Source organism: Halobacillus campisalis, from assembly GCF_030345335.1.
GTDB classification, from domain to species: domain Bacteria; phylum Bacillota; class Bacilli; order Bacillales; family Halobacillaceae; genus Halobacillus_A; species Halobacillus_A campisalis.
On the sequence record NZ_JAPVRC010000011.1, the window covers coordinates 68,090 to 90,616 of the forward strand.

Genomic DNA, 22,527 nt, shown 5'->3' on the forward strand with positions numbered 1-22,527 from the left:
AGGATAACGGCTGATTATGTCTTACTTACTAAAAACAAACCTTTCAAAAATCATAGGGGCTGCGATCGCCGTACTTCTCTTCCTTTCTGCCTTTCTCTCAAGCTTATATTTTGGCCAGACAGCGATTGTAGTGGACGATATCGTGCAGGCATTTACTAGTTTTAACTCTTCTTCTATTAACCAGCTTGTTATTTTAGAAGAGCGGCTGCCACGGGCGGTACTAGGCAGTGTGATTGGTGCATGCCTTGCTATCGCGGGAGCGTTAATGCAGGCGTTAACAGGCAATCCTCTTGCTTCCCCGAGCATTTTCGGAATCAATGCGGGAGCCCTGTTTTTCGTCGTGTTATCGATTACCTTGTTTTCTTTTACTTCGCTCGTTCAAATTATGTGGATGGCGCTGCTGGGAGCAACTTTGGCTGGAGTCATCGTATTTATGCTTGGTTCGCTTGGCAGGGAAGGGATGACTCCTGTAAAAGTGGTGTTAGCTGGAGCGGCGATCAGTGCTTTGTTTTCATCGATGACGCAGGCGATGCTTGTGTTAGATGAGAACGGTCTGCAGCAAGTCCTGTTCTGGCTGACTGGTTCAATCAGCGGCCGGTCGCTCGACATGCTTTATCCGATCCTCCCTTTTATCGTCGTAGCTGTTGGTGTGTCGATGTTTATGGGGAATGCGTTAAATGTGTTTGCGACGGGAGAAGATGTGGCGAAAAACCTAGGACAGAAAACGACTCTATTAAAAATAGCGATCGGCGTCATCGTCATTATTCTTGCCGGGAGCTCTGTATCCATAGCCGGTGCCATCGGCTTTATCGGGTTAGTCGTGCCGCACATCACAAGGGGGATTTTCGGTCCGGACCACCGCTGGCTCATTCCTTTATGTGCGGTACTTGGAGCATCCTTGCTCGTCAGTGCGGACGTAGTAGCGAGATTGCTGATTATGCCTCAGGAAATACCTGTAGGGATTATGACAGCATTGATTGGAACGCCGTTTTTTATTTATATCGCACGCTATGGTTTAACGAAAAGGTGAGGGCTGTTGAGAAGGGAGTTTTAGTATGGGAAGACAATTTAACATTCGCAGTAAAAAAAATACGATATCCTTTCAAATTGATGTAAAGCCTCTGATCATAACCTTTCTTCTAATGGCGCTCACCGTTTCCGCTCTTTTTTCAGGACCCGGATTTGGAGATCCTTTCTTTAGTCCCGTGGAAATCGGACAGTCCGTATTTGGAATAGGAAATGTAGGGAATGAATTTATCATTAATACGCTGCGATTTCCAAGGTCTGCCGTATCTCTGCTGGCTGGTTTCTGTTTAGGGATAGCCGGGGCGATTCTTCAAGGAATCGTGCGTAACCCATTAGCTTCTCCGGATATTATCGGAATTACCGGAGGAGCGGCCGTAGCGGCAGTAAGCTACATCAGCTTTTTCCAGGATACGTTCGGCATTCAGTGGCTTCCTTTTGCAGCCATCGCAGGTGCCTTACTGGCTTCACTGCTCATCTACGTCATTTCATGGAACGAAGGCGTCACGCCTATCCGGCTGGTGCTGATCGGCATCGGCATATCGGCCGCGATGCAAGCCGGTACGATGCTCATTCTAACGATGGTCCCTGATTATTCGGCAAGTCAGGCTTACATCTGGATGACAGGAAGCATCTATGGAGCATCATGGGAAGGCCTGCGTTTACTACTGCCGTGGGCGCTTCTCATTGTACCGTTAATCATTATGTATTCAGCTATTCTCAATGTGCAGGAACTGGGCGATGATACTTCCGCCGGGCTCGGCCTGAGTGTGCAAAAGCACCGCCTCGTATTGTTGTTAAGCAGTGTGGTGCTTGCCGGAGCAGCTGTTTCTATCGTAGGCACCATCGGCTTCGTAGGATTAGTCGCCCCGCATATCGCACGCCTGCTGGTAGGTCGTTCTTTTTCTTATCTGCTTCCTTCAGCTGGCTTTATTGGCGGATTGATCGTATTTTTAGCTGATATCGTTGCGCGGACGGCTTTTTATCCGAGTGATATACCTGCGGGGATTTTCACGGCTGGGGTCGGGGCGCCTTTCTTTATCTTTTTATTGATAAAGCATCGGAATAAATTTTGAACAGCAGACCAAATCATATGCGATTTGGTCTGCTGTTTTTTACTGGATATCAAAGATTGTTTACAAACGTTTGTTCTATATTCGAGTATCAACTAAAGGCTAATGAGGTAAACGAGCCCTCTACTAGTGTGCACGGGAAAAATCTGTCCAGGTTAGGTTGGAAGCGTGCCGGGTTGTTTTTTCTGGGGATAATAACAGGGATTGTAATTTATTCAGTATTCTTTCGGTAACGAGTTCTTCAATTACCATTCGCATCTAAATTGAAGCAAGGTAACTAAAGTAACTGAGGCATCTCTAAAATAAGAGGAGCGTCTTTTTCAATAAACGAGGACGATTTTCAAGCTTAAGGAGGAAATAGTTTGAGAAATAAACAGACTGTGTTCTGGAGTATAATAGCTGTCATTTTACTATTGATATGGCTCTTCTAAAGTAATACATATAATATATGATTCGTAAGCAATGGTGAATATCTTGAAAGCCAGAATTAAGAAGGGTATATGTATATCAGGCGTTGTTTAAATGGAATGAATTATAGGAAGGGGAAGTTGCAATGGGTGAGGGCTTACTACATCATGTAGAACTGTATGTTTCCAATTTAGAGAAATCAGAATCATTTTGGGGCTGGTTCCTGGAAGAGTTAGGTTACGAGTCATACCAAAAATGGGGACAAGGACAAAGTTGGAAGTTAGGAGAAACGTATTTAGTATTTGTCCAAGCAGAAAATAAGTATTTGGATGTCCCTTATCACAGGTGCAGGGCTGGTTTGAATCATTTAGCTTTTCACGCGTCTTCGCGTGAAAGAGTCGATGAGATGACAACGATGCTTAAGGAAAGAGGTATAAATATTTTATATGAAAACCAGCACCCTTTTGCGGGCGGTGAGGATTATTATGCGGTTTACTTTGAAGATCCGGATCGAATAAAAGTAGAATTTGTCGCGCCATCATCATAAGATAGTAATTCTTTATCTAGCCTACATAAACGCAGGTTCATTCTATGTCCTGAAACACGACTTAAATGAAACTCTAACAGCATTTTAAAATTTTATGATGACGGGAGTCTCGCAGCTTCCCAACCACCCCTGACTCTCAACTCTGCAACGAACCGCGGTTATCTTGGAATCAAGTCTTCCACTATCCAGCAGAGATTGTTACCTCAATCAAATCGTCTTCAAACACAGACAATACATACACGTCTTTATAAACAATTACTTCGGTTTAAAGATGTTGCTCATTCCCAAAAAAACCCTTAGAATTATATACCAAATCAGGAGGTGGTTCTGTGGAGAATAGTTTAGTGCAGCCAAATGATGTATGGATATTGTGGGCTTTTCTTGCAGGGTGGGCAGCGATCAGTATTTATTTGGAACAGAATTATAAGTGGGCTTCGAAGTTCTCAGGTGCGATTATTGCTCTAGTGGGGGCGATGATCTTGGCAAATGTTGGCGTCATCCCTTTAGAATCTCCAGTGTATGACACGGTTTGGGATTATGTTGTGCCGCTGGCCATTCCGCTTCTTTTGTTTCAAGCTAATATTAAAAAGATTTGGAATGAAAGTGGTCGGTTATTACTGTTATTTTTCTTGAGTGCTGCAGGTACAGTGGCTGGTGCGATTATAGGTTTTTTTCTTTTGAAAGATGTTGTACCTGGTCTTGATCAGGTCGGCGGGATGATGACAGGGTCTTACATAGGCGGTGGAGTGAATTTTGCTGCTTTATCTACTAAGTTCGAGGCACCTGGAGAGCTTGTGTCTTCTGCTGTAGTAGCTGATAATTTAATGATGGCTTTATATTTCTTTATCTTAATGGCTTTGCCGGCGATTGGATTTTTCACAAAAAGGTTCAAAACACCTTATATGGATGAGCAAGCTGCGACTAGTGATTCTGCGAATGATGAAACGGAGGCGTCTTCTTACTGGGGTCGAAAAGAAGTGTCACTCCAGGATATTGGTTTAGCTGTTGGTACTTCATTTGCTCTAGTAGCTGTTTCTTTTTTTATAGCAGATTTATTTGTTGAACTCATTCCTGCAGGAGAGGAAGCTGCTATTCCAGCTACTGTGTTGAACGGTATTTTAGGTGATCGATACTTAATGTTGACGACTCTGACGATGATTGCTGTAACTGTGTTTCCAAAATATTTTGAAGGAATACGGGGAGCGCAGGAAATCGGTACTTATTTGATTTATATATTCTTTGTCGTCATTGGGATTCCTGCTTCGATTGCCCTTATTTTTCAGAATGCCCCGTTACTGCTGGTGTTTGTATTTATTGTCGTGATGAGTAATATGATCGTTTCTTTTGTCTTAGGACGGATCTTTAAGTTTAGTTTAGAAGAAGTAATTGTGGCGTCTAATGCAAATATTGGCGGTCCAACTACAGCAGCTGCGATGGCGATTGCGAGGGGCTGGACGAAACTGGTGGTTCCCATTCTTTTAGTGGGTACACTTGGTTATGTAGTAGGTAACTATATTGGGACAGGTATTGGCGTTTGGTTCAGTGGGTTTTAGGTTATAAAGCTTTTGTATTGAATAAAGATTAATTAAGAGGTTTGCTATAAGAGGATTACCATACACATCTGAAAGCAGGGTGTGTATTTTTTTGTTATTTTATTTGGCAGGACGTCCAGGACAATAGAGTGTATATGGGACGAGTAAGAGAGCAAGAGGTCAATCACTGGAAAAGAGTAAAAATTGTTTAGTGAACTTAAGACCAAATAGTTATACAATGAATGTTGAATCTTTACAAAAACAGTCGTTAATTCTCTAAATATAAAGAAAATCAGTAGAATGGGAGAGGGACGAGATGCCCCCACAAGAAGATTACCGTTTTAAAATTGCCAATCGCGAAGCTTTAATCGGCGTTGGGCTGGCTGTTATCAATTTTGTTTGGTGGTTTGCTTTTGCCTACGGTCTTGGCAGCAGGCCTCCTGAGGAGTATAGCTATGTGTTTGGAGTTCCTTCGTGGTTTTTCTACAGCTGTATCGTCGGTTTTATACTCATTGCTGCTCTGGTCACGTTTGTCGTGAAAGTCTTTTTTGTAGAGGTCCCTTTGGACGATGAAGAGGAGGGGGACCGCTCATGAATGCAGCTGTTATTATTCCTTTAGTTCTATTCTTAGTTATTATTTTCGCTGTAGGTTTTATAGCGAGTCGGTCACTGACTAAATCGGGCAGCGATTTTATGCAGGATTATTATTTGGGCGGCCGTCAGCTCGGTGGATTTATTTTAGCAATGACGATGATTGCTACATACGGAAGTGCTAGTAGTTTCATAGGAGGACCTGGTGTTGCTTACACGGAAGGGTTAGGCTGGGTGCTGCTGGCGATGGCACAGGTGGTGTCCGGCTATTTTGTGCTCATGATTCTCGGGAAAAAATTTGCGATTATGGCTAGAAGGTATAATGCCGTAACGCTGACGGATTTTTTGAAAGGGCGTTATCAAAGCAAGTGGGTCGTCATAACGGCAGCTTTCAGCATTATTATTTTCCTTTTTTCAGCGATGGCCGCGCAGTGGGTCGGCGGGGCTCGTTTAATCGAGTCGCTGACCGGGCTCAGCTACACATCGGCTTTGTTCATTTTTGCTGTGTCCGTCCTTATTTATGTTGTCATTGGCGGTTTTAAGGCTGTCGCATTAACCGATATGATCCAGGGTGTCGTTATGGTTGGCGGAACGTTGATTTTACTTATTGCCACGATTATTGCAGGTGGCGGGATTTCCAATATTATGGCGGACTTAACGGCTGAGAACCCTAATTTAATTACACCGTTTGGAGCGGAGGGAAGCTTGACGCCGTCATATGTATCTTCTTTTTGGATTCTTGTCGGTGTGGCCGTGGTCGGTCTGCCTCAAGTAACAGTTCGCGCCATGTCCTATAAAAGCTCAAGAGCGATGCACCGTGCACTGATTATAGGGACATTTGTCGTCGGTTTTATTATGTTGAACATGCACTTAATCGGTGTGTTCGCACGTCCTATCCTTCCAGGCATTGAAGTCGGCGATACGGTGATGCCGTTAATCGCTCTGGAAGTTCTGCCTCCCTGGGTAGCCGGCATTGTATTAGCCGCTCCCATGGCAGCGATCATGTCGACGGTCGATTCCCTGCTGCTTCTCGTCAGCTCTTCCGTCGTTAAAGACATTTACGTCAACTACGTAAAACCAGACGCCACTTATCAAAGGGTAAAACGCATGAGCTTTGGCGTGACAGCTGTATTAGGAATTTTAGTGTTTCTTATGGCGCTAAATCCTCCAGATCTATTAATCTGGCTGAATCTCTTTGCTTTTGGCGGGCTGGAAGCTACGTTCATTTGGCCCGTCGTGATGGGGCTGTACTGGAAGACAGGCAACAAATATGGAGCTCTTTCTTCGATGGTCGTCGGCATTGGTTCCTACATTGTGATCGATGTCTTTTACACGTCGTTGTTTGGATTGCACAGTGTTGTCTTCCCTGTCGTTCTTTCCTTTATCGCATATGTAGTGGTCAGTCTGGCTACGAAACATCTAGTGGTAAAAGAGGCTGGTGACATGGCAGCGGAGAGTTAATATAGGTCTTATCATCCGGCCTCGTGAATGATAGAAAAATACCCCCGCTTCGACTTATTGAAGCGGGGGTTTCAATGTATAGGGCAACCTAAAATAGCTTTTCAGATAAGTAAGCATACAACCCGTTTTGTTCGTAAGTTAACTCGGTTACTTCATCAACAGACCGCTTCACGACGTCTTCCGCATTCTGCATCGCGACAGAGCAGCCAGCCAATTCAAGCATAGGCAAGTCATTTTCCCCGTCTCCTATCGCCATTAAATCTGCAGGAGCAATATGATATTCCTCCAGCAATTTCGAAATTCCGACGGCTTTTGAAACGCTGTCCATGATTTCTGCATTATGCAGAGTAGAAGAAAAGGCGGCAAAATTGTAGCTTTCCTTGAACGTTTCTAAAGTCTGTTTCCATTCCTTTATTTTCCCCGGGTCCATACTGAAGAAGTAGACTTTCACATGGTCCTCGTAAGACAAATCGTCGACCCAGTGTATATCCTCAGCAACTGCCTGTTTTCTTGAAAGGTATTCATTATCCATTAACGTATCCGGCCGGGAATCACCTATTATATTTTCGAAGACCTCTTTATCCTCTTTACGTGCGATTCGATCCCCTTTATGCGGATGAACTTCATAATACAATTGATTTTCACGTGCTTTATCAACCGCAAGACGTACGAGGTCCGGGTTTAATTTATGCTCGAACAAAATCTCCTCTCCCCTGTAGCATCCCATCCCGTTGGCAGAAACGATCCCATCAGGTTTTAATTCTGACGGTAGAACATCCTCTATTTCGAGTCGGGTCCGGCCGGATGCAATAAATATTCGAATACCTTTTTCCTGTTGGACATTCTGAAGCAGCGAGAGTAGTTCTTTCGTCACTTTATTTTCAGAATTTAATAACGTGCCGTCCATATCAAGCGCTATGGCTTTAGGGTTCATTAAAAAGCCTCCTTGTTTTGAAACTATTTATAGAATAGTTAAAGTATAATGTCGTTATACTAATAAAACAACGTAGCAGAGAGCCCAATCTGTGTTTTAAACGCTTACACAGATTGGGCTTGAATGTTGTTGTGATCGCTTTGTAAGCGTTTTATACTTAGAAGTAAGAAATGGAGGTTCTTCCTTTGCTAGATCAAAAATCCTATCAATTACTCGAGAGGATCATAAAGTATAACCAAATTACTAAACCAGAGGTCATGATGGAGCTGGACCTGACAGAAAGACAATTTCATTATCTTTTAGAAAAGGTGAACAGCATTTTAAGCAGTATGAACCTGCCGCCAATTGAAATGAGAAACCAAATGTTTGTTGTGGATGATCAAACGAAAGAACTCTTAGAAACAGAGTCCGCTCTGGACATGAGGGGAAACGATCTCGTTATTTCTGAGGACGATCGTCCATTCATGATTTATTTATATACCTTCATTAAAAAGGAAGCCATTTCTAGCTATCATTATCAATCACTGCTTAAAGTAAGTAAAAACACAGCTTTAAATGATGTGAAAAAAGCGAAGGAAGTCTGTCAGACGTGGCAGGTACAGCTCGTTTACAAAAGAATGGAAGGCTATTGTTTGGAAGGTCATGAAATGGATAAGCGCAGGTTCGCCATTTACTGCATGGATTATCTTCTGTCCCAGCCTCTTGGAAAAGAAATGATTGAGATGATCTTAACATCATGGGACAAAGAGGAAGAGATGCTGGAAACACAACGTATCATTGAAGAGTTCTTGAGTCGCACAACTCTTCAACTTGTGAAAAGCAGAAAGGTGGAAATGATCTACCACCTTATATTTGTGAGAGCCCGTCGTCAAAGCGAAGACCTTCATTTTACAGCTGCTCAGAAAGAAATGCTTGAGAGTCAGGAATTATTTCAGCTCGCCTCAGATTTGGCGGAGGAATTATTTTCAGAAGAAGACAAGGTGGAAAAGTATTTCACAGCGATTCAGTTGTTAACTTCTCAGGAGGAAGTGGACAGTCACGATAACACATCTCTACGAAACCTGGCTGAAGAGATCATTAATGAATTCGAAAAAAATACGCTGCTGCCTATCAAAAATAGAAGTTATCTAATTAAGAGCTTATTTAATCATCTCGTTCCCACTTATTTTCGAATCACATTTGAGATCCCGTTAATTAATCCGATGACTGAGAGAATTAAGGAAGACTATAAGGAACTGTTTCAATTTGTAGAAAAATCATTGCGTCCTCTCTCTATTTTAACAGGCAAGCAAATAAGTGAAGCGGAAATAGGGTATTTTACTCTCCATTTTGGGGGATATTTAGAAAGGTACAGCGAGGTCAAAACGGAACATGTGAGGGCTTTGATTGTTTGTTCCAATGGGGTAAGTTCATCGATCATGCTGAGAGCTCAATTGAGTGAAATGTTTCCGGGGATTCATTTTTCGCGCATCCACACAGCGGAGAATGTTCAAACCATCCCGCCTTCAAGCTATGACTTAATATTTTCGACGGTTCAATTATCGTCTATCAAACCTTTGTTCATAGTAAAACCTTTATTATCTCTCGTAGAAAAAACTCATTTGATTCAATCTGTATCTGCACAATTTCCTCATTTGAATGAGCGAAATATTTCTGTCGATCAGGTGATGAATATTGTTAGAAGAAACACAGATATTAAGAATGAAAAGAAATTAATATCCGAATTAGTAGAACTTATGTACTTTAATAACACAGAACAAAGGTGGGAGAAGCCAATGCTTTCGGAATTATTAACGAAAGATACGATCCATTTTACTAATAAAGAACTTGATTGGAAGTCGGCTATTAATCAGGCGGCCGAGCCGCTGGTAGAAACAAATAAAGTCGAACGAAGATATGTTGACTCTATGATCAAGAATGTCGAGGAAATCGGCACCTATATTCATATCGGAAAAGGGATAGCGATCCCACATGCCAGACCAGATGCCGGAGTGAATGAGGTAGGAATGTCGCTTCTTCGAACACAAAAACCTGTTTTGCTGCTTGATCAGGAGGAACATCCCATTGATTTATTCATTTGCTTAGCAGCGGTCGACAATGAAGCTCATTTAAAAGCTTTGTCTCATTTAACAAAATTACTCGGAAATGATTCTACTTTACAAGCCATTAAGAATGCTGACTCAGCTCAGCAAATCATCGATATTATCCAAGAAGGAGAGGAATTATAATGAAATTTTTAGCAGTTTGCGGATCAGGGTTAGGTACTAGTTTTATGGTGGAGATGAATATTATTCAGGTGTTGAATGAACTAGGGGTGACGGGAGTCGAAGTATCTCACTCTGACTTAAGTTCCGCTTCACCTGGAGATGCCGATGTTTTCTTCTTAGCGAAAGATATCGCTGAAGGCAACGATCACCTTGGAGAAGTTGTTGTCCTTGATAATATTATCGACATGGATGAATTGAAAGAAAAGGTGAAAAAGGTAGCTGAAGAGAAAAATCTTATATAATCGTTTGATTTGTGAAGAAGGGGGAGGAAAGATATGAATAATGTTCTAACAACTTTAATCGATGTTTTAAGTCAGCCCGCCATTTTAGTCGCTCTTATTGCTTTGATCGGTTTATTGGCACAAAAGAAAAACATGTCGGATACGTTGAAAGGGACGACCAAAACCTTTGTCGGATTCCTCGTCATTGCCGCGGGAGCGGGTATTTTAGAGACATCTCTTGTACCCTTTGGTTCGATGTTCCAGGAAGCATTTAATGTTTCCGGTGTAGTCCCAAACAATGAAGCCATTGTAGCTTTGGCGTTAAATGAATATGGTTCAAATACAGCATTGATCATGTTCTTCGGAATGATCGTCAATATCCTGATTGCACGATTCACAAGGTTCAAATATATCTTTCTGACAGGTCACCATACGTTGTATATGGCTTGTATGCTTGCCGTTATTATGGCTGTAGCTGGATTTGACACAGTACCTTTAATCGCAGCAGGAGCAGTAGCACTCGGGATCATCATGACGTTATCTCCTGCAATCCTGCAGCCATTCATGAGAAAATTGACAGGAAATGATAATGTAGCCTTAGGACATTTCAGTGCTGTTGGTTATGCAATAAGTGGATTAGTAGGACAAGCAGTAAAAGGAAAAGGAAAAGAGGCAACATCTACAGAAGAAATCGACTTTCCAAAAGGGCTTGGCTTTCTACGCGACAGTACGGTAAGTATAGCTCTGACTATGATCGTGATGTACTTTGTAGTAGCCATAGCGGCAGGCCCCGCTTATATCGAATCAGAACTTAGTGACGGCACAAACTTCCTTGTATTCTCTTTAGTACAAGCCGGTAATTTTGCAGCAGGTGTATTCATTATCCTTGCTGGGGTGCGTTTGGTGCTAGCAGAAATTGTTCCAGCCTTTAAAGGGATTTCAACAAAACTGGTTCCAAATGCGAAGCCAGCATTAGATGTTCCCATTGTTTTCACGTATGCTCCGAATGCAGTTTTAATTGGGTTCTTCTCCAGTTTCATCGGCGGATTGTTCAGTATGATTGTGATGGCCGTTGTAGGAAGTACAATTATTCTTCCAGGCGTCGTCCCTCACTTCTTTACAGGAGCGGCAGCCGGGGTATTCGGGAATGCTACAGGTGGATTAAAAGGAGCGGTTGCGGGATCTTTCGTAAACGGTATCATTATTTCATTCCTGCCCGTCTTCCTGCTGCCGGTATTAGGCGAACTAGGATTTGCCAATACGACATTCTCTGATGCAGACTTTGGTGTTGGTGGAATATTCTTTGGTTCACTTGCAAACTACGGAGGACCGATGGCTATCGTAATCAGTCTTGCAGTAATTCTCGTACTGATGGCCATCCCATTTGGAAAGAAAAAAAGTGCATAAATAGTGGCCGTAAAAGGGGAGGGATTCTCCCCTTTTACTTATTTTGATAAAATGTGCGGTGTCTATAGTTGCAAAGCACATATAGCTAAGGCAGGATATTTTTTTACATTTTAACGCAGGCAGGAGGTTACTAAGAATGTATGTAACTGAATACCATCACCATACGAATCACTCATTCGATTCTAAAGCAGATATGGAAGCTGTTTGTAAGGAAGCCATAACCAAAGGAATCGACGAAATCTGTTTTACTGAACATTACTCTGTTAATCCCAACCTTCCTACTTATGGTCATATTGATTATGACCGATACTTCAACCAAATTAAATCGTGACAGGAAAAATTCAAAGGTGAACTGACAATTAAAGCCGGAATTGAACTTTGTGAACCCCACCTTATGAAAGAAGAGTATCGTGACGTGCTCCATAACAAGGAACTGGATTTTATCCTTGGATCCGTCCATAACATTGAGGAAGTAAAACTGCGGACATTTATGAGTGATAAAGAGAATGAAGCAGCTTACCGCCGATATTTTGAAGAAGTTTACTCTTTAGTTTCTTCAGCGGACATCGATGTTTTAGCTCATTTGGATTTAATGAAACGCTACGCCATGGAAGCTAAAGGAAACTATTCCTTTACTCATTTCCAGGACATGTTACAAGCCATCTTACAAAAAGCGATCGAACGAGGAATAGGGATTGAAATCAATACATCTGGATTATCCAATGGAAAAGTGGGGGAAGCTTTTCCTGCGTTGGATGTTCTCAAACTGTATAAAAACCTTGGCGGCGAAATTTTAACGATTGGTTCGGATTCTCATCGAGCGGATACAGTGGGCAGCCATTTAGACGATGCGCTTGAAATGGCGAAACAGGCGGGTTTTCGTTATGTATATACTTTTACGAAACGTGAGCCGCAGGCGGTGAAAATAGAGGTTTAGACAAAGCGAAACTATGAGTGAATGATAGGATTGAACAGTAAAAAGCAGCAGATTTCTTCTGCTGCTTTTTTGAGTGCTATTGCTGCTGGTGATACTACACCTCTAGTTAATTTACTCTTTTTTCTTCCCAAAGCCGTTTACGTTCTTCAAAACTCACATCTTTATGAACTTGATGAAGCATCCATATATAACCAAAAGTATCCATGAATATGGCATTCGATACGCCGTGGTCCGGTATTTCCGTTACTGGCTGTACCTCTGTACAACCTAAATCCATCGCTTTGCCATAGGTACCCTCAATGTCTGGGACCATGATGTTAAACCAAAGTGTTTTAGGATCATCAAGGGGTGGGGCGACTATACCAAAATTCAATATTAGTAACTGAGTAATGTACTAGAGTGCACCGTTAGCTGAAAAGAGGAAAGACGCTCAGCATAAAAATTATAACTCATCCACAAAGTGGAATTCCGGGTTTTCATCCAGCATATGAAAGTGAACGCCGTAAAGGGTAAAGATTACTTCGTTTTTGCCTCGAGGAAAGTCTGAAACCTCAACTCGTTCGATCTCAAATATTTCTTCGTATAGCTCCAACGCTTTTAAGCTGTCTTTGACCACCATATCAATTTCTACGCCAACCATTATGAGCACTCTCCTTTTGGGATGTATTTGATGTTCTTTGTCTTTCTATTTTCTCCATTTTTTTAATTAAAGTAGATGAGCTTAATTCCTCCGTTACTTTGAATAATCCAACCACCACACGCGATAATCCCTCCACTATTACGAGTAATTCAACCAATCAAAAAATTACGAAACTTTTCCATAAGCGCAGCGTAGATAATGTAATGGAGTGTGAACGAGGAGAAGGAGAGGAAGCTATGGAACGTGTGATTTCAGTGGAACATCTGACAAAGTCATTCGGCAGCATTCAAGCGTTAAAAGGGATATCATTTCAGTCCATAAGGGAGAGATCTTTGGCATTATTGGTCCGAACGGGGCGGGAAAGACGACGACCCTTGAGATTCTTGAAGGGATTCAAAAGGCTGATGGCGGTGAAGTTGATGTGCTTGGGCTGAATCCGAGCCGCCAGTTGAAGCAGCTCAACCATCGCATCGGTGTTCAGTTTCAGGCCACGTCGATTCAGAAAAAAATGAAGGTGAAAGAAGCGCTTGATTTGTTTTCCTCTTTTTATGAAGGGCCATCGCAAAAAGATGAGTTGATTAAGATACTCGGGTTAGAAGAAAAACTCAATTCTCATTTTAATGATGTATCAGGAGGGTGGAAGCAGCGTGTCACGCTTGCGCTGGCGACGCTTCATAAGCCGGAGCTTCTGTTTCTGGATGAGCCGAGTATGGGGCTTGATCCGCATGCGCGCCGCGAGATGTGGTCGATGATTCGAATGTTGAGGGAGCAGGGAAGTACGATTGTTATAACAACTCATTATATGGAAGAAGCAGAGAAGCTTTGTGACCGGGTAGCCATGATTTACGGCGGAGAATTGAAGGCAGTCGATACTCCAAAGGAACTGCTGAACAATAATGCCGCCCATTACTTAGGGTTCGAAAGCGAACAGCTGACTGAAGATGATCTGCTGATAGTAAACGGAGTGACCCGTGTGGAACAGGGGCATCATACGTTTAAAGTATTCAGTGATGATTTACAAAAAACAGCCTATCATATATTTTCCCACTGCCACGAAAGAAACATCCCAATCCATAACTTCAAGTTTGAAAAAGGATCTCTGGATGATTTATTTGTCCAATACTTGAAAAAGGAGCATGCGGAATGAACGCTGTCATCAAACTGGCTCAATTAGAAACAAAAATGTTTTTCAGGGACCGCCTGAGCGTATTTTGGACGTTCCTGTTTCCGGTCGTTATGATCTGGCTATTTGGTTCGATGTTTGGGGACAATCCAATGGGAAACTTCACGTTTGCTGAACTGTTCGTACCTTCCTGGATTGGCGTCAATATCGTCACCACTTCCTTTTTTACGCTTGGAACCGTACTGGCAGGATACCGGGAAACAGGCGTGCTACGCAGATATCAGTCCACCCCGCTTGCTTCCTGGAAAATCCTTGCCGCACATACCGTGCAGGGGACGGTTATTTTTGCGATATCAGCCGTTCTTCTCATGGTTTTCGGGATGCTGATGTACGACTTACACATTCCAGAATACATCGGAAGCACGTTATTAGCGCTGCTTATCAGTATTTTAGCATTTTTCCCTTTTGCACTATTTATTACGTCGCTGGCAAAAAATACACAGTCAGCGGCAGCGATCAGCTCGCTTTTCCTGAATTTAATGCTGTTTTTATCCGGAGCGACCTTTCCGCTTGAGATGATGCCGACGGTTCTTCAGTACGTATCGAAAGTCCTGCCGCTCTACTATGTTATTGAACTGCTTCGAGGGACGTGGAATGCAGGCCCGATCACGGATTATGGTATGGAAGTCGGGATTTTGTTATCGATCGGTGTGGTTTCTGTTATTTTGGCTTCGCGTTTCTTCCGCTGGAGTGATAAATAGGATAATGGATTCTCTGAAAATCATGGCAATAAAAAAAGAGGGTATTTCCTCCTTGTTTCACCTACATTAGGCAGAGCTCTTGACCTTTGCTTTAACATTTAAAAAAGGATGAGTACAGGTCATCTGTCTGATCGAAGTCTAGAGTAGATATTGAGATCTATAAATCTGTCCCTGGACTTCTGCGATTGTCGTAACGTTCCTTCAAGAGTAAAATTCAATCTTTGCAAAACTTTAATGGAGTTCATATTTTGAGGTTCAACTTTAGCTTCTACTCTGTTCAACCCTAACGTTGTAAATGCTTGATACAGCAAAGCGGAGACAGCTTCCGTTGCATATCCTCTGCCCCAGGATGCTTTGGCTAAGTCGTATCCAATTTTAGTCGCTGCATTTACATAATCCAATGAGCTGTAACCACAAGAGCCGATAATTCGACTGGATTTTAATTCAACGATGGCATAACGAATCGCATAATGTGCTTTTTTCAGTTGATTCATATAGATGATCATATCCTTAACCTGGTTTTCATTAGTAAAGGATTGGATATTCATATACTTGGAGATGTCGGGGTCAGACCAAATAGGAAACAAGCTGGATGAATCAGATGGAGTCATGCTTCTTATATATAATCGGCTGGTGTAAAATTCTTTAATCAATAGGTTTACCTCCCGTTATGATCTGGGGAAAGGTTCAAACTCTGGATTATGTGCATTGTTCAATTTTTTATAAAGGTAGTTTACCTTTAGCATATGAGCCAGAAGTCTTTTTTAGCAATGGATGGAAACTTATCATTAGAAATATAATACATCCACTAATTAGCGCAAGTCCTCCAACACTTCGTCTAATTCAACATCCCTCTGCCATCCAGCATAGTCCAAAGTAGATTTATTAAAAGACTCAGGAGGAGAGATTATGGTTTATTTACAAAAAGTTCGAGCAGAAGAAGCAGCTGAATTGCATAATATTATGCAATTTTACATTTATGAATTTAGTAAGTATGTGCAAGATATAAAGTTAGAAGCCAATGGATCTTACAAAGCTTTTGATTTAGAAAAGTATTGGAGTGAAAATCAATTCCATGCTTACTTTATTAAGTTAGGTGATGAATTGATTGGGTTTGCTCTTGTGGAAAGCGCTGCAAAGTCAACTCCCAATACAATTGAAGAGTTCTTTATAATAACTAAATATAAGGGAAGGGGTTATGGAAAAGAGGCTGCGAAGAAGTTGTTTTCCATGTTTCCTGGAGAGTGGGAAATATCCCAACTGGAAAATAATAACCCTGCACATTCTTTTGGAAAGGATTAATCCATGAAGTAACTGATGGTAACTTCATAGAGGATTTGGAAGACGGTGTCTTTGTCCAGAAGTTTAATTTTTCAAATCATGACAATAAATGAGTATTTTATTCATCGAAGTTATTTGAATTTTACAAATTGTATGGTAACATCTCAAATTACAAACTGAAGGAGGGATTATATATGATTAACTATAATAATCGTCAATCTGTATCAATCGAAAATACGGACAGTGGTGAGGTTTCTTCCAAAACATATTTTCACTACTATCAAGATGGGAATATCCTTTATGCAGATTACTCGGGCGGAGAGGTAGTGAAAGGGAAGTTAGTAGGAATAGTAAAAGATAATGATACCTTAGAGTTCCGCTACAATCATGTGAATACATCCAATGAAATCAGAGGAGGGAAGTGCACATCTGTTCCACACGTAAACGCTGAAGGTAAAATAGAGCTTCACGAAGAATGGCAGTGGCTGGATAAAGATCAAACCAAAGGAAAATCCATAGTCAGGGAAGTTTAAATTACATATATCGTTTCGCTCCTCTTTCGTCATTTTTTAAAATGCCCATGAGAAATGGTATTATGGCGGCAGGCCTATACTTAACTGTATGGACATGCGTACTCAAACGATAGAGGAAGGAGTGGCTGACAAATTGGTAGTATCCGGTGAAATTCACTATAAACATCATAGTATTGATTTTGAAGTTAAATATAATCATGAGGATATTTCAGAAGGCGACATAAAAAGTGAAGAAGCAAAGCATGGTCTTATTCATGCCATCAATCGCAAGTTCCGTGTAAAATATCCATTGTCCAGTACAATTGAAAAGGTGCGTGTGAGAAGTTTTTAACACTCGCTCGCTGCAAATCACGCTAAGGGATAGATAATTTATCATCTATTCTTTAGCGTGATTTTTTTCTGAGAACTGTTTGTGTTTTAAGGGGACTACTTTAAACGGGAAATTTAAACGTTTTTAATGTAAAAGTTATAACTTCTATTACTTATATGGCGGGTTATCTCGAAACTGAGTCTTAAAGATAAGGGCAGGTTAGTTGAAGACTTGAATTCGAGATAAAAGGTATTCTAATGATTTTCTAATAAGCAAAAAAGTTGATAAGAGAATGTAGAACTAGATTTTATTTTGGTATAATCAGACACACAACATTTATCTATAATATGGAATTTGTGGTAGAATAATGGGTAATAATACAGGGGGGATAATATGTTAAAAATACACTTTTTGAATGTTGGACACGGTGATTGCACATTATTAGAGTTTGAAAGTGGTCGCAATACATTGATTGACATCAACAACTCTAGGGTTATAGATGACGAAACCGAGAAAGAGTTATTATCAACCTCTGATACATATTATTTACTTAAGGCTAGAGGCTATGAGGGTATTGAGCTATTGGAAAAAAGTGTTGCTGACTTTGTTGCACCTGTAGATCCTGTAGATTATATAAATGATAACTTAGGTCATCCAGCTAGTGTTTTCCGGTTCATTCTAACTCATCCTGACATGGATCACATGAGTGGTTTATATAAATTAAAAGATGAAGGAAAAAATATTATTAATTTCTGGGATGCAGATAACAAAAAGGAAGTCAAAGAAAGTGAAGTTCCTAGTAAATTTGACTATAGAGATTGGCAAACTTACCAGGAAATCAGAAAATCAACAGAAGATCCAAAAGTACTTAATATACTAAAAGGAGAGCAAAGAGATTATTTTGCAGCAGATAATATAAACGTCCTATCTCCTACAAAAGAAATAATTAAAGAAGCTAATGAAGATTGTAACTGGAATTTGCTTTCATACGTGTTACTAATTGAGTATGCTGGTCACAAAATTGTTTTAGGAGGAGATGCGGATACACAAGTTTGGGATGAACTTGCTGAAACAGATGAAGAACTTTTAAAAGATGTATCTATTTTAAAAGCTCCGCACCACGGAAGAAACTCTGGCTATAGTCAAAAAGCAGTTAGCCAAATGACCCCGGATTGGACCATTTGTTCAGTTGGGAAGAAACCTGCACAGGACTCTTCTAATAAATATAGGAATTATACTAACAAAAAAGTCCTCTCTACGAGGTTTAGAGGAAACATAGTTGCTGAGATATCTAGTAATGGAGATCTGAAAATGTATTGTGAAGATAACTATAATGAGGATGATGAGCTGTACCCTTTATAGATAGTTAATGCCGTTAGAATATTAGTTGAAAATGAGGAGAAGTAAATGACCAATATTAAAAATTATAATATATCATTAATCTCTTTTGTATTTGTAAACCTAGCATTATTAGGGTTAGATAGTTACTTGTCAATTATTTACGATAATATGAAACCTGAACTATTATTAAAGTCACTTCCTATTCCGTCGATAGTTACTCTACTAACTTTAGTGTTGAATGGAATTATTCCTAGTGATTATAAATATAAATTAGTCTTTTGGAGATGGTCTAACCCCTTACCTGGTTCTAGATTGAAGAAAATTATTAATAAGGATCATAGGGTATCCATTGATCAAATTTCACTAAAATTCGGGGATATTCCAGATGAACCTAAGCAGCAGAACATGTACTGGTATCAGAAAATTTTCAAACCCAATCAAGAATCTGAGAAAATACTAGACGTCCATAAAAAATTCCTGTTGACGAGAGATATTACGGCTATTTCTTTTATGATATTTATAATATCAATAGTTAACGCAATAATTTTCAATGGTACTTTTATCCATATTGTCATTGTATTAGTGGAATATATAACCTTTAGCTTAGTTTCATCAAATTATGGAAGAAGGTTTGTAGCTACTACTATTGCTGAAGCAGTATAAATGCGGGAATGTTTTTAAAATCAAGTATTCCTCAAATGGGGCAAATCTGAAACAAAGAGATTTGCTCCTTTTACTTATTTCTATGTGCAGAATTATTGAAGAAACAGTTTCGAGATAAATACGTATATAAATTATGGGAAAAAATGTTTTTTTATGTAGAATCTAAAGAATTAGGGAACTACCATTTGAAGGAAGAAAAATTTAACTTACAATTTCATAAAGAAGATGAATGATAATGGAGTGAGAATAATGGAAGTACTATCAATCATATTATCTAGTTCCTTGGTTAGTGGGATTATAACTACACTTATTATTCAGATTAACAATCATCGCATAAATAAAAGAAATAACTATCATAACAAAAAACTACAAGTAGATAATTTTTTTAGAAATATAAGTAATGAGGAATTATTAAAATTACTAAATGATTGGCACGATATTGTATACAGAAGGGAAGGTGAAGAATTAAAGATTGATGATAAAACATTACTAAGACGAACATTTTTTTATGGTTCTGCTGAAACAATAAGGAGATTAAGCCTTTATCAATCGCATATGTATAATTCTAAGCCTGAAGATCAGGGAGATATCGAGGGAAGTGCTCGTGGAGGAGTCCTAATAACAGGAGTTATAGTATCTTTAAAAAAGGATTTTTCCGACGAGAATATACCTATTGAATATCTAATGAAAACTTATTTACCGTGGTATGATGAAGAATTTGATAAAGAGGTAAAAAGACAAATAAAATTCTTCAATTATGATTAAAGCGATACACGCTGATGTGAAGTTATCTTGATTTTGAGTCTTCCATAAGCTGAGGCTATTCTTCAATATGAACAATAGAATAGTGATTTATTTCATTGTAGTTATGTAAGTGTTTTTGATTACCTTGAAATCGAATCTTCCTGTAAACGGGGCTAATGTTGAACAATGGTTGGTTCCCTTTTATAACGTAGCAGGTTAGTTAAAGTAGGTCAGAGTCCTGGAGTAAAATTTAGAACACCACTGGGGAGATATTAAATGATTAAAGGAATATATGAATTTATTAGTGAAGCACAGTTAAAAAAGTATGCAGAGCTTGCTGTACGAGCTGGTGTGAATCTGCAAAAAAATCAATTATTGGTTATTCATAGTGATATACAACATGCTACGTTTGCCCGTTTAATCCAGACAGTAGCCTACGAGGCAGGAGCTTCAAATGTATTTATAGATTGGACAGATGAACAGTCCACTAAAGAATTTTACTTAAATGCAGCAGATCGTGTTATCGATCAATTTCCTGATTGGCAGGCTGCCCGCTTTAAGGAGTGGGACGATGCAGGTGCTGCTTACATACATATTATTAGTGAAAACTTAGATGTCTTTAAAGAAGTTTCCCCAGAACGGTTCAGTCGCTTTCAAAAGGCCTCTCGCACCAAGTTGGAAAGTTATTATGCAAAGATTATGTCCCACGAGATACGCTGGTGTCTTCTAGCCGTCCCGTCCTTCGCATGGGCCACGAAAGTATTTCCGCACGTAAGTGAAGAAGAAGCCGTGCAATCGTTATGGCAAGCCATTTTACGTGGAGCGCGAGCAGATGGAACAAATCCTATCAAAAACTGGGAAAATCACGACCGCGCCTTCGAATCCCGGAAAACGTTTCTAAACGATTTCCAGTTTGACACCCTGCATTTTACCAATAGTCGAGGAACGGATTTAGTCATCGATATGCCTAACAATCACATCTTTATTGGTGGGGGTGTCAGAGATAAAAATGGAATAACTTTCTTTCCGAACATTCCTACGGAAGAAATATTTACTGCTCCCCATAAACATAAGGTGAATGGAAAATTGGTAGGTACTAAACCTCTTATCTATGGGGGAAGTGTCGTCGATGAATTTTATCTGATTTTTAAAGATGGCCGGATTACCGACTATTATGCCGCAAAGGGACAGGAAGTGTTACAAAATCTCATCGAAACAGATGAAGGTTCACATTATCTAGGTGAAATTGCCTTGGTCTCTAATAATTCTCCTCTTGCTCAGGCAGATACTCTTTTTTACAATACCTTGTTTGATGAGAATACGTCCTGTCATATTGGAATCGGAAATGCATCTCCTTCCAATATTCAAAATGGTGTTCACCAATCTGAGGAAGAGTTGAAGGCAGAGGGGTTGAATACTTCCCTTTTATCAGTCAATGTGACCTTTGGGACTGAAGATATGAAAGTAGTGGGCATTAAAGAAGGTGGAACGGAAGTCTTGCTAATGAAGGATGGGGATTTCCAATTCTAAATCGTCTACAACTTAAAAATAGAGAAAACAAATAACTGATATACCTCGACTTCGAGTGTTCCCGTAACGGGGGCAATTACTTAAAAGATACTCGCCCTTATACATTAGAATCATGAATGTACCTTTCTAACTGACGGATCAGAATAGTTAAAGAAGAATAAAGAAAGTTAAAGGAGTTTTATTTTTGAAGCAGGTATTTGCATTCGAGACAAAAGAGGGCTTTGAAGAACATCAAAGCATGATTGAAGGATTCAATGAAAAATTAAAAGAGTACCAGTTTGAGCTGGAGGAAAACTACGCTTTAAAAGATTTACCGAAAGCTATCATTTGGACATCAGAAGAGTTAGCTACTACCGTTTTTTCCGATCTTCCTATACCAGCCTTTACAAATAAGGACAATATCTATATTTCTCCTGAACTGCAAAATTGGAGAAGATTGTTTCTAGCTCAATTAGAGGATAAAACAAATACAAAGATAGAAAGGTATTATGAGAACATGTCTGAAAACCAGTTACTGACTATAGTAGGACATGAACTAACTCATCATTCTGATTTATTCGTCGATGAATTTGATGATGAAAGGGAAGACGCTATTTGGTTTGAGGAAGGGATGTGTGATTATTTATCAAGGAAATTTCTACTTAGCGATGAGGAATTTAATGAAATTACAGATATAGAGTCAGAAATGATGGAAATGTTCAAAGATAGATATGGTGACCATTCGTTAGATGAGTTTGGGCATGCCAGTTATCAAGGGAGTCTGACAAGTATAATGTTCGATTACTGGCGGAGCTACTTGACTGTGAAATATTTGGTTGAGGAAAAGGCTGTTGGTGACATCAAACAGGTCTTCAGTGAATACCAATCTTGGCATAACGAAGGAAGAAAGAAACCATTGACGGAGTATTTTGAAGTGAATACCTTATTCAGATAAGGGGTGAGTTAATTAACACTTCACAAACAATATCTCGAAATCAAGTCTTCACGTATATGGGGCAATTCTGAAACAAAGGAGTTGCTCTTTTTTTAAATGTTTAGGGCAGGATTGCAGGATTGTGGAAGATTTGAATTCTAGATGTTAGGCGTTTTGAAACTATTGCAGGTATTTATCGTATATGTAGTAGAGTTATAAGAAACGGTGTAGGTGATAGTGGACATCGTTTATTGTGCTAACGGAAGAAGAGAATAGAACAAGAAAAA

At 40.0% G+C, this 22,527-nt stretch carries 23 protein-coding genes and 1 pseudogene; 20 read left to right on the forward strand and 4 right to left on the reverse strand.

Translation table 11 applies throughout. From position 1 onward, the window contains the following. Positions 1 to 16: 16 nt before the first annotated feature. The 6 genes from O2Q26_RS17255 (at position 17) to panF (ending at position 6,635) form a co-directional block, all read left to right on the forward strand. A complete protein-coding gene (locus O2Q26_RS17255; RefSeq protein ID WP_289217067.1) occupies positions 17 to 1,030 on the forward strand; it encodes a FecCD family ABC transporter permease in 1,014 nt (337 codons plus the stop codon). Between the two features lie 25 nt (positions 1,031 to 1,055). Next, on the forward strand, positions 1,056 to 2,099 hold the full coding sequence (locus O2Q26_RS17260) for a FecCD family ABC transporter permease (protein WP_289217068.1): 1,044 nt from the start codon (positions 1,056 to 1,058) through the stop codon (positions 2,097 to 2,099). 550 nt (positions 2,100 to 2,649) lie between these two features. Next, positions 2,650 to 3,051 (forward strand): VOC family protein, encoded by a 402-nt coding sequence (locus O2Q26_RS17265; RefSeq protein WP_289217069.1) that lies wholly within the window; start codon positions 2,650 to 2,652, stop codon positions 3,049 to 3,051. A 329-nt stretch (positions 3,052 to 3,380) separates the two neighbouring features. Further along, positions 3,381 to 4,604 (forward strand): DUF819 family protein, encoded by a 1,224-nt coding sequence (locus O2Q26_RS17270; RefSeq protein WP_289217070.1) that lies wholly within the window; start codon positions 3,381 to 3,383, stop codon positions 4,602 to 4,604. Positions 4,605 to 4,899: 295 nt separating this feature from the next. Beyond that, positions 4,900 to 5,178, forward strand: coding sequence for a YhdT family protein (locus tag O2Q26_RS17275; RefSeq protein WP_289217071.1), 279 nt, complete (start codon positions 4,900 to 4,902; stop codon positions 5,176 to 5,178). Beyond that, positions 5,175 to 6,635 (forward strand): sodium/pantothenate symporter, encoded by a 1,461-nt coding sequence (gene panF, locus O2Q26_RS17280; protein ID WP_289217072.1) that lies wholly within the window; start codon positions 5,175 to 5,177, stop codon positions 6,633 to 6,635. The genes O2Q26_RS17275 and panF overlap by 4 nt, the downstream gene beginning before the upstream one ends. 88 nt (positions 6,636 to 6,723) lie before the next feature. On the opposite strand, the gene O2Q26_RS17285 is transcribed toward panF, so the two are convergent. Beyond that, positions 6,724 to 7,569, reverse strand: a complete 846-nt coding sequence (locus O2Q26_RS17285) for a Cof-type HAD-IIB family hydrolase (RefSeq protein WP_289217073.1) — start codon at positions 7,567 to 7,569, stop codon at positions 6,724 to 6,726. Positions 7,570 to 7,754: 185 nt separating this feature from the next. Between O2Q26_RS17285 and O2Q26_RS17290 the strand changes: the two genes are divergently transcribed. From O2Q26_RS17290 to O2Q26_RS17305, 4 genes and pseudogenes are all read left to right on the forward strand, one after another. Next, positions 7,755 to 9,797 (forward strand): BglG family transcription antiterminator, encoded by a 2,043-nt coding sequence (locus O2Q26_RS17290; RefSeq protein ID WP_289217074.1) that lies wholly within the window; start codon positions 7,755 to 7,757, stop codon positions 9,795 to 9,797. Further along, the gene (locus O2Q26_RS17295; RefSeq protein WP_289217075.1) at positions 9,797 to 10,078 is read left to right on the forward strand and encodes a PTS sugar transporter subunit IIB; all 282 of its coding nucleotides are present in this window, start codon (positions 9,797 to 9,799) and stop codon (positions 10,076 to 10,078) included. The genes O2Q26_RS17290 and O2Q26_RS17295 overlap by 1 nt, the downstream gene beginning before the upstream one ends. A gap of 33 nt (positions 10,079 to 10,111) precedes the next feature. Next, complete coding sequence (gene ulaA, locus O2Q26_RS17300; RefSeq protein WP_289217076.1) at positions 10,112 to 11,464, forward strand: PTS ascorbate transporter subunit IIC; 1,353 nt, start codon at positions 10,112 to 10,114, stop codon at positions 11,462 to 11,464. 136 nt (positions 11,465 to 11,600) lie between these two features. Then, a pseudogene (locus O2Q26_RS17305) lies at positions 11,601 to 12,401 on the forward strand (histidinol-phosphatase HisJ family protein). Positions 12,402 to 12,507: 106 nt separating this feature from the next. Here O2Q26_RS17305 and O2Q26_RS19140 read toward each other — a convergent pair. Together O2Q26_RS19140 and O2Q26_RS19145 are read right to left on the reverse strand one after the other, a co-directional pair. Beyond that, a complete protein-coding gene (locus tag O2Q26_RS19140) occupies positions 12,508 to 12,714 on the reverse strand; it encodes a VOC family protein (RefSeq protein ID WP_417397378.1) in 207 nt (68 codons plus the stop codon). 129 nt (positions 12,715 to 12,843) lie between these two features. Further along, positions 12,844 to 13,041, reverse strand: coding sequence for a VOC family protein (locus O2Q26_RS19145; RefSeq protein WP_417397380.1), 198 nt, complete (start codon positions 13,039 to 13,041; stop codon positions 12,844 to 12,846). Between the two features lie 340 nt (positions 13,042 to 13,381). On the opposite strand from O2Q26_RS19145, the gene O2Q26_RS17315 reads away from it, so the two are divergent. Both O2Q26_RS17315 and O2Q26_RS17320 read left to right on the forward strand, forming a co-directional pair. Further along, positions 13,382 to 14,188: an ABC transporter ATP-binding protein gene (locus O2Q26_RS17315; protein WP_289217091.1), complete on the forward strand. Its 807-nt coding sequence runs from the start codon at positions 13,382 to 13,384 to the stop codon at positions 14,186 to 14,188. Next, complete coding sequence (locus O2Q26_RS17320; RefSeq protein WP_289217077.1) at positions 14,185 to 14,925, forward strand: ABC transporter permease; 741 nt, start codon at positions 14,185 to 14,187, stop codon at positions 14,923 to 14,925. Before O2Q26_RS17315 ends, O2Q26_RS17320 begins: the two co-directional genes overlap by 4 nt. 119 nt (positions 14,926 to 15,044) lie before the next feature. On the opposite strand, the gene O2Q26_RS17325 is transcribed toward O2Q26_RS17320, so the two are convergent. Beyond that, positions 15,045 to 15,578, reverse strand: a complete 534-nt coding sequence (locus tag O2Q26_RS17325; protein WP_289217078.1) for a GNAT family N-acetyltransferase — start codon at positions 15,576 to 15,578, stop codon at positions 15,045 to 15,047. A 256-nt stretch (positions 15,579 to 15,834) separates the two neighbouring features. On the opposite strand from O2Q26_RS17325, the gene O2Q26_RS17330 reads away from it, so the two are divergent. From O2Q26_RS17330 to O2Q26_RS17365, 8 genes are all read left to right on the forward strand, one after another. Further along, positions 15,835 to 16,227, forward strand: coding sequence for a GNAT family N-acetyltransferase (locus O2Q26_RS17330; protein WP_289217079.1), 393 nt, complete (start codon positions 15,835 to 15,837; stop codon positions 16,225 to 16,227). A 173-nt stretch (positions 16,228 to 16,400) separates the two neighbouring features. Continuing rightward, positions 16,401 to 16,739, forward strand: a complete 339-nt coding sequence (locus O2Q26_RS17335; RefSeq protein ID WP_289217080.1) for an avidin-fold protein — start codon at positions 16,401 to 16,403, stop codon at positions 16,737 to 16,739. Positions 16,740 to 16,860: 121 nt separating this feature from the next. Further along, entirely contained in the window at positions 16,861 to 17,070 is a 210-nt protein-coding gene (locus O2Q26_RS17340; protein ID WP_289217081.1) for a hypothetical protein, read from the forward strand. A 372-nt stretch (positions 17,071 to 17,442) separates the two neighbouring features. Next, complete coding sequence (locus tag O2Q26_RS17345; RefSeq protein ID WP_289217082.1) at positions 17,443 to 18,411, forward strand: ComEC/Rec2 family competence protein; 969 nt, start codon at positions 17,443 to 17,445, stop codon at positions 18,409 to 18,411. 45 nt (positions 18,412 to 18,456) lie between these two features. Beyond that, entirely contained in the window at positions 18,457 to 19,053 is a 597-nt protein-coding gene (locus tag O2Q26_RS17350) for a hypothetical protein (RefSeq protein WP_289217083.1), read from the forward strand. Positions 19,054 to 19,302: 249 nt separating this feature from the next. Next, positions 19,303 to 19,818: a hypothetical protein gene (locus O2Q26_RS17355; RefSeq protein WP_289217084.1), complete on the forward strand. Its 516-nt coding sequence runs from the start codon at positions 19,303 to 19,305 to the stop codon at positions 19,816 to 19,818. Between the two features lie 255 nt (positions 19,819 to 20,073). Next, a complete protein-coding gene (locus O2Q26_RS17360; protein ID WP_289217085.1) occupies positions 20,074 to 21,327 on the forward strand; it encodes an aminopeptidase in 1,254 nt (417 codons plus the stop codon). A gap of 184 nt (positions 21,328 to 21,511) precedes the next feature. Continuing rightward, the gene (locus tag O2Q26_RS17365) at positions 21,512 to 22,261 is read left to right on the forward strand and encodes a hypothetical protein (protein ID WP_289217086.1); all 750 of its coding nucleotides are present in this window, start codon (positions 21,512 to 21,514) and stop codon (positions 22,259 to 22,261) included. Positions 22,262 to 22,527 lie beyond the last annotated feature (266 nt).